The sequence below is a fragment of the Alkalimonas mucilaginosa genome, from assembly GCF_036327005.1.
Lineage (GTDB): Bacteria > Pseudomonadota > Gammaproteobacteria > Enterobacterales > Alteromonadaceae > Alkalimonas > Alkalimonas mucilaginosa.
In genome coordinates this window covers 1-14,803 of record NZ_JAUGZK010000006.1, presented here as the reverse complement: position 1 = coordinate 14,803, position 14,803 = coordinate 1, and the positions used below count along the sequence as shown (strand labels likewise).

At 45.7% G+C, this 14,803-nt stretch carries 13 protein-coding genes; 11 read left to right on the top strand and 2 right to left on the bottom strand.

Translation table 11 applies throughout. The features are described from left to right. Positions 1 to 2 precede the first annotated feature (2 nt). Positions 3 to 2,045: a bifunctional diguanylate cyclase/phosphodiesterase gene (locus QWF21_RS09515; RefSeq protein WP_330087817.1), complete on the bottom strand. Its 2,043-nt coding sequence runs from the start codon at positions 2,043 to 2,045 to the stop codon at positions 3 to 5. Positions 2,046 to 2,060: 15 nt separating this feature from the next. Next, positions 2,061 to 2,735 (bottom strand): transglutaminase-like cysteine peptidase, encoded by a 675-nt coding sequence (locus tag QWF21_RS09510; protein WP_330087816.1) that lies wholly within the window; start codon positions 2,733 to 2,735, stop codon positions 2,061 to 2,063. A 279-nt stretch (positions 2,736 to 3,014) separates the two neighbouring features. Here QWF21_RS09510 and galU point away from each other — a divergent pair, with 279 nt between their 5' ends. From galU to QWF21_RS09455, 11 genes are all read left to right on the top strand, one after another. After that, the gene (gene galU, locus QWF21_RS09505) at positions 3,015 to 3,986 is read left to right on the top strand and encodes a UTP--glucose-1-phosphate uridylyltransferase GalU (protein WP_330087815.1); all 972 of its coding nucleotides are present in this window, start codon (positions 3,015 to 3,017) and stop codon (positions 3,984 to 3,986) included. Positions 3,987 to 4,091: 105 nt separating this feature from the next. Next, positions 4,092 to 5,438 carry a UDP-glucose dehydrogenase family protein gene (locus tag QWF21_RS09500; protein ID WP_330087814.1) on the top strand — a complete coding sequence of 449 codons (1,347 nt, stop codon included), beginning with the start codon at positions 4,092 to 4,094 and terminating at the stop codon, positions 5,436 to 5,438. Between the two features lies 1 nt (position 5,439). Further along, positions 5,440 to 6,432 (top strand): NAD-dependent epimerase, encoded by a 993-nt coding sequence (locus QWF21_RS09495; protein ID WP_330087813.1) that lies wholly within the window; start codon positions 5,440 to 5,442, stop codon positions 6,430 to 6,432. Beyond that, positions 6,425 to 7,219, top strand: coding sequence for a WecB/TagA/CpsF family glycosyltransferase (locus tag QWF21_RS09490; protein ID WP_330087812.1), 795 nt, complete (start codon positions 6,425 to 6,427; stop codon positions 7,217 to 7,219). The genes QWF21_RS09495 and QWF21_RS09490 overlap by 8 nt, the downstream gene beginning before the upstream one ends. Continuing rightward, complete coding sequence (locus QWF21_RS09485; RefSeq protein WP_330087811.1) at positions 7,209 to 8,450, top strand: polysaccharide biosynthesis protein; 1,242 nt, start codon at positions 7,209 to 7,211, stop codon at positions 8,448 to 8,450. Before QWF21_RS09490 ends, QWF21_RS09485 begins: the two co-directional genes overlap by 11 nt. Before the next feature lie 4 nt (positions 8,451 to 8,454). After that, positions 8,455 to 9,393 carry a glycosyltransferase family 2 protein gene (locus QWF21_RS09480; RefSeq protein WP_330087810.1) on the top strand — a complete coding sequence of 313 codons (939 nt, stop codon included), beginning with the start codon at positions 8,455 to 8,457 and terminating at the stop codon, positions 9,391 to 9,393. A gap of 8 nt (positions 9,394 to 9,401) precedes the next feature. Then, positions 9,402 to 10,685, top strand: coding sequence for an O-antigen ligase family protein (locus QWF21_RS09475; protein ID WP_330087809.1), 1,284 nt, complete (start codon positions 9,402 to 9,404; stop codon positions 10,683 to 10,685). A 2-nt stretch (positions 10,686 to 10,687) separates the two neighbouring features. Then, positions 10,688 to 11,857: an endo-1,4-beta-xylanase gene (locus QWF21_RS09470; protein WP_330087808.1), complete on the top strand. Its 1,170-nt coding sequence runs from the start codon at positions 10,688 to 10,690 to the stop codon at positions 11,855 to 11,857. 2 nt (positions 11,858 to 11,859) lie between these two features. Beyond that, a complete protein-coding gene (locus QWF21_RS09465) occupies positions 11,860 to 12,780 on the top strand; it encodes a glycosyltransferase family 2 protein (RefSeq protein WP_330087807.1) in 921 nt (306 codons plus the stop codon). Positions 12,781 to 12,805: 25 nt separating this feature from the next. Then, positions 12,806 to 13,690: an ATP-grasp fold amidoligase family protein gene (locus QWF21_RS09460; RefSeq protein ID WP_330087806.1), complete on the top strand. Its 885-nt coding sequence runs from the start codon at positions 12,806 to 12,808 to the stop codon at positions 13,688 to 13,690. Positions 13,691 to 13,753: 63 nt separating this feature from the next. Further along, positions 13,754 to 14,776: an acyltransferase family protein gene (locus QWF21_RS09455; RefSeq protein ID WP_330087805.1), complete on the top strand. Its 1,023-nt coding sequence runs from the start codon at positions 13,754 to 13,756 to the stop codon at positions 14,774 to 14,776. The last annotated feature ends 27 nt before the right edge of the window (positions 14,777 to 14,803 follow it).

Below are 14,803 nucleotides of genomic sequence, written 5' to 3'. Positions count from 1 at the left end.
CCTCATTGTAGGCGGATTAAAGAATTTTCTATTAGTGATTCTAAACTAGTTTTCCCGCCATTGCACAGCTTTTCTTGTGACACTACCGTGAATTTTTGTTCGACAGCGATACCATGGCCTTGTAAACCGTCCAGATGCAGTTGTTGGCACAACTCTTCCACAGCGGCATGTTCAATGCTGGCTGCCAGTACCTTAATGCCGATGCCATGACAAATCTGCACCATGCTTTGTACATAGAAACGGGTTTTTTCATCCTCTAAGTGCCGGATCAGACTGCCATCCACCTTTACAAAATCGACATCCAGTTTAAGCATGTAGTGAAACGCCGATAAACTGGCACCAAATTGATCGATCACCACGCGGATTTGCCGGGCTTTGAACGCATCCACCAAGGCTGTCAGATGATCCGGGGCTTGCAAAAAAGCACTTTCTTTGATTTCGAACAGCAGCGGTGGCAAATCGGCTTGCAACACATCCAGCAGTTGCAACAACCAGTCTTGTTGTTCCGGATCTTTAATAAAGGCGTTGCTCAGATTGATGGCAACCGGGGTCTGCTCTACCCCTTGCAGGCGCCACAGGGTGTAACACAACACCGCCTTTTCCAGCGGCAAAGCCAGTTGCAAGCGTTCTGCCATGGCAAAGGTCTCTGCGGTAGAGAGTTGTTGTTGTTGGTAGCGAAAGCGCACAAAGCTCTCGATATACAGGGGCTCTTTACCGGTGTTAACGACCGGTTGCAGGATCCAGTCAAAATAACTGCTCATCGCCTCGCACTGCTGCAAAAAGCTTGCTTTATCACGAATAGGCTCGTCACTGCTAAGGCGGGTATAAGGTGCCAGCAGTGTCTGCCAGGTTTCACGGCTAAAGGTGGGGTGCTTTGGATCGGCAAGGTGCGGATGGCTGCTGGTATCCAATCGCTGCATGCAATCGGTAAAGGATTCGTTTGCTAACACCCTGGTCATCCGGCAGCGGGCAAAGCCCGCCGGAAATGCATCCGACTGCAGCCGGGTTGCTTCATCATTCAGAGCTTGCAGCAGATGGTTTGCTGCCTGCTCACTGCACCAGGCCAGGATCGCAAACTCCGAACCGGATAAACGGTACAAAGCAGAATGCTGCTCCGGCAGCAACCGGGCAAAGTGCCCGGCTGCCTGGCAGACGTAAGCATCGCCATGGCTGTAACCATCGCGGGTATTGATGGCTGTCAGAGAGGGTAAGTCCAGCATCAGTAAAGCCAATTGATCACCGGCGGCAGTGGCGTCATCACGCCATAGCTCGAATTGTTGCAATAAGGCCCGGCGGTTTCTCAGACCAGTCAGGCTGTCTTTATAGACTTCTGTTGACAGACGCTCTGCATTCAAGGTTTGCTCCTGAAAGCTTTGTGCAATGGTGGCAACCATTCGGTTAAGCGCGTGCACCACGCTGCGCAGTTCCAGCGTAAAAGGCTGTTCAGGGTTTGGCGTAAAATCTTTGCGCATTACCGCTTCGGCTTGCCGGTGAATGCTGTGCAGCGGTCGCAATACCCGTTGCAGTATCAGATAGCCGGCTACCAGGCACAGCAGCAGGGCGATCAGCATGCGACTGCTTAATTGCTGCGCCTGATGCCATAAGGCCTGGTAAGCAGCGCCCGGGTGCGATTGCACCAGCAGGCGGCCGGCCGGGATCCAGCCATTGGAGACCTCGGTACTCATCAACGGTGGTGCCAACGGAAATAAGCGACTGAACCAGGCCGGTATCGAGTGGGGCACCGCCGGGTAATGGCGTTGGAAAACCACCTCACCGCTTAAGGTTTCAAACTGGATCTGTTGGTAATAGCCAGAGTCAAACAAGGCACTGGCCATGGTTTCAGCCAGCACCAGGCCCTGCTCATCGAGGTAGGGCGCGATCGACAAGCCCAGGTGATGGGCCGCATCCTGCGCATGCGATGCCAGTTGCTGTTGCTGGTAATGCCGCATGCCATTGATGTTGGTGTAAAGTGCAGCGGCATAGGCCACCAGGGCCAGCGCAACCACCAGGGCATAAATCTGTGTTTTAAGGGATAATCCGGCCATTGTGTCCTCGTTGCATTATTCGCCTCGCTCAATGCGTTCCAGCAGCACTGTCCAGTCCCGTACGCCGGGACTGTTGGGTACTTTTTGTCCTAAGCCCTGTGCGCGCGCCATCCATAGCCCCTGGCCATTAAAGGAGTACACAGGCCGTAAATCGGTGCGTTCATTGGCAGGCAGGATCCGGTTGGTCAGGTTGTCCAGCACCAGGGGAAATTGATCCGGCTCTTCAAAGTAAATCAGCACCATATGAGGTTCGTCGATGCTCAGCGCCCGCACATACATTAAGCGAAGGCGTTCTTCAGGCACTCCCAGCGCCCGTAAGCTGGCATATTTTAAAATCACATAGTCTTCACAGTCACCTTTGCCGGTGCCTAATGTTTCCAGTGGGGTAGCCCAGTAGTCATTCTGCCCCCAATGCTCCAGATCAGAGGCGTAGCCCACGGTATCATTGGCAAAGCGATTCACTGCCTGCAGCATGGTGTGAATGTCACTTTGCCGGTGTTGATCCAGCAAGCGCTGCCAACGTTCTACCCGAAAGCGTCCGGCACGGCCATAGCGCTCTTCCACCGACCGAAGCATGCTATCGGTAATGCGAAAATGCTCCAGTGTACTCCAGCCAGAGCTGGCACAGAGCAACAACAGCAACAGAGCTGCCGTACTGAATAACCACCGAACCGCAACTTTAGCCGGCATGATGACTCATAGTATCCGATTCTCCGCCAGTAAAGCATAACGCAAAAGGTTGATACATAAAGTACATTACTATACCTGACTCTGGTACAGCTGCAATACTGTACGTTTTCGTCATAAATTATTCATCAATTCCTTTTAACCTGAGGGGCATGATGATAGAATTGCCGCCCGATAGCTACAAGCGGAAAGCTATCATTTTCGCGCGGTACAAGGACGAACCAGTAAAACGCAGGCTTGCTCCTTACCGTTTTTTGTTTATTATTTGTTATGGAAAACGCCATGTCTTCTTCCTCTTATTCTTCAGTAGGCGCTCCTCGTGTAACCAAAGCTGTTATTCCGGTTGCAGGCCTTGGCACCCGCATGCTGCCAGCGACCAAAGCCATTCCAAAAGAAATGTTGACCGTGGTGGATAAACCGCTGATCCAACATGTGGTACAAGAGGCTGTAGCCGCCGGTATCACTGAAATCGTGTTGGTGACGCATTCGTCCAAGAACAGCATTGAAAACCACTTTGATAAAAGCTTCGAGCTGGAGGCCACGCTGGAAAAGCGGGTAAAACGCCAGCTGCTGGAAGATGTGCGTAGCATAGTTCCTAAAAACGTCACTATTATTTCGGTGCGTCAGCCGGTCGCGCTGGGCCTGGGCCATGCCATTTTGTGTGCCCGTCCGGTCATTGGTGACGTGCCATTTGCCGTGATGTTGCCGGATGTGTTGATTGATCCTTTTCAAAGCAATCTGAAGCAGGATAATTTAGCGGCCATGTTGCTGCGTTATCAGCAAAGCCAGGCCAGCCAGATTATGGTGGAACCTGTGCCACAAAATCTGGTCGATCAATACGGCGTAGTCGATATTGGCGAGCAAAGCCTGGCTGCCGGCAAGACCGCACCGGTGCTGGATATGGTGGAAAAGCCTGCGGTGGATGAAGCGCCCAGCAACTTTGCCATTACCGGTCGTTATGTGTTGTCTGCCGCCATTTGGGATTTGCTGGAATTCACCCCGCCAGGTGCCGGCGATGAAATTCAGCTGACCGATGCCTTGCATCAATTGCGCTTGCTGGAAGCGGTAGAAGCCTATCGCATTCTGGGGAAAAGCCATGATTGCGGCAACAAGCTGGGGTTAATTACCGCCAATCTCGAGTTTGCTTTGCAGCATCCGTCTCTGGGCGCACCTTTGCGGGCGCAGATGGAAAAATTACTGCAGGCATCCGCTACAGACAAAAAAGTGGTGCAGTTGGCAGCCCAGTCGTCTTAACGATTGCCAACAGGCGTAGCTAAGCTTCCAGCGCTGGCTGCGCTTTTGTTATTGTTTTCAATTTTTTGCTTACTTCCAGAGTAAAGCTTCCAAAGGTACTAGCGCATGAAAGTAACAGTTTTTGGTATTGGGTATGTCGGGCTGGTGCAAGCTGCTGTGATGGCAGAAGTAGGGCACGATGTGGTCTGTGTCGACGTTGATCAAACGAAAGTAGATAACCTGAAAAAAGGCATTATTCCTATTTACGAGCCGGGCCTGACCCCGCTGGTAGAAGAGCACTATGCCTCTGGCCGCCTGCAATTTACCACCGATGCCAAAGAGGCTGTAGCCCATGGCGATGTCCAGTTTATCGCCGTAGGGACGCCACCGGATGAAGATGGCTCGGCCGATTTAAAATACGTGCTGGCGGTGGCAGAAACCATTGCTACTTACATGTCAGAGCCAAAAGTGATTATTACCAAATCCACCGTTCCGGTTGGCACTGCCGATAAAGTCACGGCCAAAGTGCAGCAGACTTTGCAAAGCCTGAACAAATCGCTGGCATTTGATGTGGTCTCTAATCCTGAGTTCTTAAAAGAAGGCGCGGCAGTAAACGATTGCATGCGACCGGACCGCATTGTGGTGGGTACCTTTAATGAGCGCCCGGTGGATTTGATGCGTGAGTTGTACGAGCCCTTTAACCGCAACCACGACAAAATGGTGTTTATGGATGTGCGTTCCGCCGAACTGACCAAGTACGCCGCGAACTGCATGCTGGCAACCAAAATCAGCTTTATGAATGAAATGGCCAACCTGGCCGAGTTGCTGGGTGCCGATATTGAGCATGTGCGTAAAGGCATTGGTTCCGACCCGCGTATCGGCTACCACTTTATTTACCCTGGCTGCGGTTATGGCGGTTCCTGCTTCCCGAAAGATGTGCAGGCGCTGATCCGCACCTCGGAAGGTGAGCAGTACCAGCCCAAAATTCTGCAGGCGGTCGAAGCGGTGAATAACCAGCAAAAATACAAATTGCCCAACCTGGTAAAGCGTCATTTTGGTGAGCAGCTGGCCGGTAAAACCTTTGCGCTTTGGGGCTTAAGTTTTAAACCAAACACCGATGATATGCGTGAAGCCAGCAGCCGGGTACTGATTGACGAGCTGACTGCAGCAGGGGCTACCATCAAAGCTTTCGATCCGGAAGCCATGGAAGAAACCCAACGTATCTATGGCGTGCGGGATGATCTGGAGCTGGTAGGTACCAAAGAAGCCGCCTTAAAAGGCGCGGATGCTTTAATTATCTGTACGGAGTGGAAACAGTTCCGGGCACCGGATTTTGATGTGATTAAGCAGCAATTAAAGCAAGCGGTGTTGTTTGATGGCCGCAATATGTTTGAACCGCAACGCCTTAGCAAAAAAGGCTTTATCTATTACGCCATCGGGCGTGGTGAAACGGTCAAAAAGGTGAGTGTCTGATATGAAGGTTCTGGTAACCGGTGCCGCAGGCTTTATCGGCATGCATACGGCAAAAGCCTTGCTGGAGCAGGGCCATGAAGTAGTGGGGCTGGATAACCTGAATGATTACTACGATCCGGCTTTAAAGCAGGCCCGGTTGGCGCAATTGCAGCCATACAATCAGTTTCGCTTTGTGCAGCTGGATTTAGCCGACCGCGACGGCATGGCGGCGCTGTTTGCCTGTGAGCAGTTTCAGCGTGTGGTGCATCTGGCTGCACAAGCCGGGGTGCGCTACAGCCTGCAAAACCCAATGGCCTACGTGGATTCCAACCTGGTTGGCATGATGACTATTTTGGAAGGATGCCGCCATCACAAGGTCGAGCATTTGGTGTATGCCAGCTCCAGCTCGGTGTATGGCAACCAGCACAAAGTGCCCTTTAGCGAAACCGACCCGGTGGATACGCCCATTTCATTGTATGCTGCCAGTAAAAAAGCCAATGAGCTGATGGCGCATACCTACAGCCATTTGTATCAGTTGCCAACCACAGGGCTGCGCTTTTTCACAGTGTATGGCCCCTGGGGCCGGCCCGATATGGCGCCATGGCTTTTTACCGAAGCCATCAGCCAGGGCAAGCCGATTAAGGTGTTTAATCATGGTGATCTGATGCGCGACTTCACCTACATCGACGATATCGTTGAAGGGGTTGTCCGCACGGCCGATGCGGTTCCTACAAGCAGTGCAGAGCAACCGGTGCCTTACCGCTTGTACAATATTGGCAACCATCAGCCGGTGCAACTGGAAAGCTTTATTCAAACCATTGAGCAAGCGCTGAATACCACCGCAGATAAAACCTATTTACCCATGCAGCCGGGCGATGTGTATCAGACCTACGCCGATGTGGCTGCACTTAGCAGTGCGACCGGCTTTTCACCGAAAACCCCGCTAGCTGAAGGAATCGGCCACTTTGTGGCCTGGTACCAAGCCTATACCACAGGGTATTACAAGCATGTTTGAACCAATCTTCGATACCGTCAATGTAGGCGGAATAGAGACTGCCCGGCTTGGGCGCAAGGACCTGGCCAGGCTGGTCGGTAATATCTGCGCCCACTACAGCGAGCAGAACAAAGCGCAACCCTTTGTTATTTTCAGCAACAATGGCCATGCTATTTCCATCTACAACTCCGATGCCGAGGCAAAAACACAGATGGATCAAGCGGATCTGGTGCATGCCGATGGCCAGAGCGTGGTGAGTTTTTCCCGCTGGTTTAACAAAGGCAACGCCATTCCAGAGCGCACTGCCACTACGGATATGATCCACGATATTCCTAACTTTTACGAAGGAACGCTCAAGCATTTTTTGCTGGGTGGCAAGGAAAGCTCGGTTACCAAAGCAGCCGATGTCTTAGCACAGAGCTACCCGAATTTTCAGGTGGTAGGGGTGCAGCATGGCTACTTCAATGAAGCGGAAGAAACCGCCATTTGCGATGCCATCAATGCAGCAAAGCCCGATGTACTCTGGGTGGGCCTTGGCAAACCGAAAGAGCAAATTTTCTGTATTCGCAACAAGCAGCGCCTGAATGTGCCGGTGATTATTTCGTGCGGTGGCTGTTACAACTACATTACCGGCGAATACCCCAGAGCCCCGATGTGGATGCAAAAAGCAGGGATGGAGTGGCTGTTTCGGATGGCAAATGATCCGAAAAAGCTGTTTTGGCGCTACGCGGTGACCAATCCGCATGCGATTTATTGTGTGCTGAAGCATGGCCGAGCACAAAAGAACGTGGCAGCAGATGTCAACTAAACTGCCTTTTAAACGTGCTATCGCTGCCATTGGTGGCTCAGCAGGGATGGCACTGACAAGCTTGGTACTTGCGCTGTGTCTGATGCAGCAAGCTTCTGTTGAGGCTTATGGTCTTTTTGCTTTTCTATTAATTACACAAGCACTGGCAAACGGTTTCTCTAATGCCATGCTTGGTTCGCCATTGCTAATTGCACTAAGTGAGCTAGAAGGTTCTGATAATGACGATGCAAAAGCAAAGGTGCATAGCTTTATGCTGGCAAACGTTTTGCTTTGCCTTGTATTTGCTGTCATTCAGGCATCTATAGTCTATAGCTTTACCAAAGCACCTTGGTTAAGCAGTATCTATGCTTTTAGCGCTTTTATCACCACATTACGCTGGTTTGGTCGCTCTTACTGCAACAACAGCCACCAACACAGTAAAGTAGTTATCTCTGATGCTTGCTATTCTGCACTCAGTTTAGTTGGCGCTTGCGCTCTATTCTTTACTCAAAACGTTAGCTTAGAAAGCTTTGGTATTTTAACTGCTGCAGCTGCTTTACTGGCTACGCCATTGCTTGGCAGTCGATATTTAAAGCCCCAGTTCACTTCGGCATTTCGTGCCGGTTTTAAAGGGTTTAGGGAAGGTTGGAACAAGCAGGGTAAGCATGCATTAGTTGGTGTATTAACTACTGAAGGTACACTCAACTCTCACTCTTACATGGTCACCTTCTTTTTTGGGCCAGCAGCTTTTGCGCCAATTGCAGCAGCTGGACTACTTTTTCGCCCGGTTATGGTAGTACTAACCAGTCTGTCCCAAATAGAGCGTCCTCGAATAAGACAGTTGTTGTCTAATGGTCTTGTTACAGAAGCTAAATTTTCTTTGTTCCGCTACAGACTGGTTAATGTCGGATTTTGGTCCTTGAACTGCATTGGTGCAGCGATTGTTCTGATATTTTTTGTCGACTTTTATTGGAAAGATAGCCAAAGTGTTCATGCATTACTCTGGGCAACTATGTTATATGCATTGATTCGTGGAAGTCGCTCTTTGAGTAGCACCTATAATGTTTTTTTACAAGCAGCAGATCAGTTTAAGGCTCTTAGCTTTGTAACATTAAAAACATCGTTGCTAACCATTCCGTTGGTGTTTATTTCTATGCGACTATTCGAACCATCATTTTCGTTAGTAGGTATATTAATTGGCGAACTGATGGCTTTTTATCTGTTGACTCGTCTTTATCGTGGAGTGAAATGATCGTATGGAATCACTGAAAGTCGTGATAGGTATACCAACCTACAAAAGGCCAGTTGGTCTTCACCGCCTATTGGATTCCATTGCTAAGCAAAGTTGTGATTTTACGCCCATTGTCCTGGTTGCAGACAACGAAGGTGATGGCGGGCAAGGGTTGCAGGTTGCAGAGCAGATGAAGACCGAGGGCTATCCTTGGGAGTTGCATGCAATACCAGTGAACGAGCGTGGTATTTCGCAGGTTCGTAATGCCTTGATGCAGTATGGCTTTGAGCAGCTTAACGCGACCCATCTGGCCATGATTGATGATGATGAATGGGTGGAGCCGCAATGGATAGCAGAATTAGTCAAAGTGCAACTGGCAACAGGTGCAGAGGTAGTGGGTGGTAGTGTATCGCCTGAGTTTGAGACCGAAAGACCGGATTGGGCCAAGGGCTTGCATATATACTATGAAAGTAATCCTGGGGTTTCAGGCAAAACTGAGCTGATTCAGGGAACAACCAATGTGCTGCTGTCTCGTTCCATTATTGAAAACTTTCCAACAGAGCGGTTTGATCCCTTTTATTCACTGGTAGGTGGTGGCGATAAAGAGTTCTTTACCCGTATTAAGCGGCTTGGGGCAAGTTTTGCGTTTGCGCATCAGGCACAAGCTCATGAGCTTTTCACTGCAAGCCGTCTCAACAAGAAATGGGCAATTGAAAGGGCATATCGTATTGGTGCAGGTGATATGCTAATTATCAAAAAACAGCAACCGGGTTTCTTAACTTGGGTCAAAGAGTTTTCGAAATTGTTTTTTGCTTTGATTTTATCGTTATGTCTCGTATTAATTTACTGGCTTGTACCACATAAAAGTATGAAAGCTAGGTTAAAGTTTACACGGCAACTAGGTAAGTTAAGTGCTCTCCTAGGTAAGCAGAAAGTTGTTTATAATAAAGTGCATGGTAGTTAGCTTTTGTTATGATTATACGTATTCCAAAATTCAATTATCAAAACGCAGCATCCCTGCTTTTAGGGTTACTACTGGCCTTTTCTTTTACTGGACTATCGCCATTTTCTACCAGTTCAGGTCTCGATATTGAATTGAGTGATACGGGAGGAGGAAGTTTCGCAAGACAGATTATCTTTATTTTTTTCTTTGGGGGAGCGCTTGCTATTTTCCTAAAAAAACAAAATGTTTCTGAGCTTCAAAAGATTCCTTTGCTACTACTCTTTATGGGATGGTGTTTCTTATCCATTTTCTGGGCAGACCATCCTGCTATTTCTGTGCGGCGAGTGGCACTTTTACTGATTACTGTTAGCACCATTTTCATGCTGATTAGCTGCATGACATTAGATCAAACTATAATATGCATAACAAGAGTTCTAGCAACTCTTGTTATTATTAGCTTGATTGCGATGCCTGTACTTCCAGGTGCTGTTCATACTGGTGCAGAGCTTTTTGATACAGGCCTGGAGGGTAACTGGAAAGGTATCTTTATCCATAAAAATCATGCTGGTCCAGCACTAATGGTGGCGATATCATTATTTTTATATCAGTACTATCATAAGAGATCTTATGTGTGGTTGGTTCTTGTTTTTTTAGCCTTTATATTTTTGGTTTTCACTAAGTCAAAAACAAGCATAGCACTTCTAATGCCATCATTAATGTTTGGGTATTTGCTATACAAGACTCTGCACCTGAAGTCATTTTCAAATATAGTTGGCATAATATATATCTGCATTCTATCACTTCTGTTTATACTACGAGAGCCTATTATTGATAGTTTTGTTTCTATATTAGATAATCCAGAGGCGTTTACTGGTCGTGCTACCATTTGGGATATAATCTTAAGGGCCATACAAGATCATTTTTGGTTTGGGATTGGCTATGGATCTGTTTGGAGTGTAGGCGAAGATATGTTGGTGGCTGAATATGCTTTTGGTTGGGTTGATTGGGTATTCACTTTGACACATGCTCACAACGGTTATTTAGAAGTTCTTATTTCACTCGGAATTATCGGTCTAACACTCTGTCTGGCGACATTTGTTATTATGCCTTTCTTTAAAGCGGTTAGCTTGAGTAACTCCTCAGTGCATCCGTTTATGTTTTTGTTTTTTTCATCATTTTTATTCTTTACGCTACATAACATGCTTGAAACTGATTTTTTAAATGCAACAGATGGAAGATGGTTTCTTATACTTATTTTCTACTTTACTCTTTATCTTAAAGGCAGTGAGTTAAAGCAAAAGAGGAGTTGGTAATAATGTCGAGGATTTTCGCTGCTGTATTTTTTTTATTTCTAAGTAGCTCCTTTTATTTTTGCAGCTTTCCACTGTTAAGTAGCGATAGCAGTAATCTATATACAACATATGAAAAGTATTTTTATGTTGGAGTGGCTTTGTCTAAAACAGACACAGCGGATGACATTGTAATGCAATCTGTTTTAGAAAATTTTAATAGCATGACACATGAATTTGCCATGAAGTGGTCTCAAGTTGAAACTAGTCCTGGAGTATACGACTTTTCCTATATGGACGATTTTGCTGGCATAGCTAACAAGAATAATTTTCGGCTTATCGGTCATACTTTAGTCTGGCATAAAGCTAACCCGAGCTGGCTATTCACAGATAGAGTTATGAACGACGATATGGCTCGAGATTTCTATCTGGAAGTTATGAGAAAGCACATTGCTACTATGGTAGCTCGATATAGAGGCAAAGTTCATGGATGGGATGTTGTTAATGAGGCATTTTATTACGATGGAAATTTTCGGCCTAGTCCATGGTTAAACTTGATTGGTAAGGATTATATTGAGAAAGCATTCGAATTTGCACATCAAGCAGATCCTGATGTGGAATTATACTACAACGATTATGGGCTTGTGGATAAATCAAAACAAGATGCTGTAGTCGAAATGATTCAACGCTTGCAAGAAAAGGGAGTTCCAATTCATGGTGTTGGGATACAAGGACACTACAGTTTAACTTATCCGGATCTTGAGCGTTTAGATAATGCTATTGCACGTTTTTCTGAATTAGGCTTGAAAGTCATGATTACTGAGCTGGATGTATCGGTATTACCTTTTCCCGGCCCAGAAGAAAGGGGCGAAGATGCAGAAATCAATCCTGCAAGAGTTCAAGAGCTAAACCCATACTCTGAAGGGTTACCAGATGAGGCTATGCAGCAGCTTACAGACCGTTATGTCGATTTGTTTTGTATATTCTTAAAGCATCGTGATGCTGTTAGCCGTGTTACTTTTTGGGGAGTTACAGACGCACGAAGTTGGCGGAATGACTGGCCGGTGAAAGGACGAACAGATCATCCCTTATTGTATGATAGAAACATGCAGCCTAAACCAGTTGTGCCAGCTCTGGTTGATTTGGCAACCAATTACCAAGAAACTTGCGCCCATCTTTGGACAGAGAAGGAATAAAAATGTCCGTTACTCCACTTTTCAGCGTAGTAATACCTGCGTATAACCGCGCCCATTCTATTCGGCAAGCAATAGATTCAGTTTTAAAGCAAACGGAACAACGCTTTGAAATTATTGTTGTTGATGATGGCTCAACCGATAATACCGATGCAGTGCTGGATGAGGTAAAGAAAGTTGAGCCCCGGCTGCATTATATTAAGCAGCAGAATGGCGGTGCTACCAATGCTAGAAATACTGGTATTAAAGCAGCTAAAGGCAGCTACATTGCCTTTTTAGATTCAGACGATGTTTTTTTACCTGAGCATTTAGCACAAGCTTTGCCTGTGCTGGAAAGTGGTAACAGTCGTTGTACCTTTACCCAGGTGCAGGTAGATCGGGGAAATGAAGTCTCCTTTCTAAAGCCTAGTCGGGGCCCTAAAGAGAGCGAAGTTTTTAGTGAGTACCTACTTTGCAATAAAGGCTTTGTTCAAACAAGTACATTGATTGTTCCGTCAGAACTGGCCAAGTCAGTGATGTACGATGAGCTTATTGGCTATGGTGATGATATGGATTTTGCCATCAGGCTGGTGGCTGCTGGTGCAAAAATAACTATGCTGGAGAAGCCTGGTGCTATCTGGCAAGACCATTGGTCGGATAGCAGACTGTCTAGTGTTATTGATCCCGTTAAACGAATTGCCTGGTTAGATAGAACAAAACCACTGCTTACCAAGCGGGCCTATTATGCTGTTTTGGGACGTTCGGTTGCTAAAGGCTATGCACAACAAGGAAAGAAATTTAAAGGCCTATCCTGTTATTTCAAATCTCTGTTTAATGGGGGCTTTACACCAAAAACAGCAGTGATGTACTTCTTTCAGGTGTCTTTAAATCAGAAGCAATATCGAAAATTCTCTGATTTTTTAGCAAAGCTTGGTTTTCGCCCATAACAGGGAATATTTGGTCGAGTATATAATGGATAAAACAAGTGTTGTGCAATCATTAAAGGTTGTAGTGTCAAAGCTCACCAGGTTTGTCGGTGATGTTACCTTTTGCAAGGCTCTTTTCTTTATAAAAAACAGACGCGCTATCAATCTAGACAATCCAGTTAGTTTTTCAGAGAAATTGTATTGGTTAAAGCTTTTTGGTGGTTTAGAACACTATTCAAAGTATGTCGATAAAGTCGCGGTTAAAGACTATGTTCGATCAAAGCAACTTGAGTCGATTTTGATTCCAACCTTAGCCGTTTATGATTGTGCCGAAGAATTTTCTTTAAACAGCTTACCGAGTCGCTTTGTCCTTAAACTAAATAATGCTTCCGGTTACAACCTGGTTGTGACTGATAAAACAAAATTTTCAGAAGCGCAATTACGAAAAATGATCGCTAAATGGCTGAAAATTGACTTCTATCTGATTACTCGTGAGCAGCAGTACAAGCCAATAAAGAACCAGGTGATTGCTGAGGAGTTCGTTGAATTTGGCGCTGAAAAGGCATTGTTAGACTACAAGGTCTATTGCTTTCATGGAAAACCTCACATGATACAGGTTATATCGGAGCGCTCTGGGTTCGACCAGCAGCATACCTATTACGATACAGACTGGAATCTTTTAAACCTTTCCAGAAAAGAGTATCCGGCCGGAAAGGCTGTGAGTAAGCCTGAAAAATTATCTGACATGCTTTATTACGCTGAGCTACTAGCACCTGACTTTCCATTTTGCCGGGTAGATTTTTACCTTGTTGATAATAAAGTGCTATTCGGTGAAATTACCTTTATTCCGGCAAATGCGAACCTTAATTTCTTGCCTGCTAGCAAAGATGTGCGGTTAGCGTCATTAATAAGATTCCAAAATCTGCTTTAATTGAATTTTTTACACATGCTTTATCTGCAACTAATTTTCATAATGTAAATATTAGGTGATCTAATGCAAGGATATAAACGCGAGAAATGGATAGATGCAGTAAAAGGTTTGACGATTATAATGGTCGTTTTTCATCATGTTTTTTCTGGAGTGGATAGTGCTATTGGATTTGATGATTTTACAGTCTCAGTCTATAACTTGCTGGTTCCTATTAGAATGCCACTATTCTTCTTGGTCGCAGGACTATTTGCTAAGAAATCTTTGGATAGCTGTTTGACTGAGTTTGTAGATTCTAAGGTACTCCACTTTTTGTATTTCTATGTTGTTTGGAGTACTGTAAATGTCTTTACGCGTGCTGCATTTAGCGATTATGCCAATAATGCAGTTAACTACTTTGATTTGATTTATATTTTTTGGGAGCCTGTTTTTTCACCTTGGTTTCTTTATGCACTTTTTTTTGCATTTGTCACCTCTAGATTTATCAAACACTTAAATGTTTATTTTCAAATATTCTTAGCTCTTGCGCTCGCTATTTATATTAGTGATACAGCTGAAGGGAAAGTTGTTCTGTTCAGAGCTATAAAGCTTTTCCCCTTTTTCTTGGTTGGCCTCCATTTTTCTTCTGTAATTAGATTCTTAGTGAGCAGTAAATATAATTTTTTATTTCTTGCTTGCTCTTTCTTGTACTTGTCCTGTTCTCTCGTCGTATTTAACACGGGTCTACAACCATCAGATTGGTATGTATACTACTCAATGGCGCCGATTGGGATACTTCTTGTTATGTCAACTGTTTTTTTGATAAGTAAGTATATGAAACCAGTGTTTTTTGTTTTGAATTATACTGGCCAAAGGAGCTTGTACGTTTATGTTATGCACTTTGTTCCTGCGGCAGCTTGCAGGCCTCTACTCACTAAGATTGGATTCACCGATCCTTTAATAATAACATTTATAGGTACACTACTTGCCTTTCCTCTGTGCTTGCTCGCATATGAGATCACAAAGAATGTCAGTATTTTAAAGTTTTTATATAAGCGTCCTGATGTTTTTACTTTGAGTAAGAGTAAAAAATCTGTGTCTAGCGCATGATCTCTCACAGGTTATGAACAAAAGTTG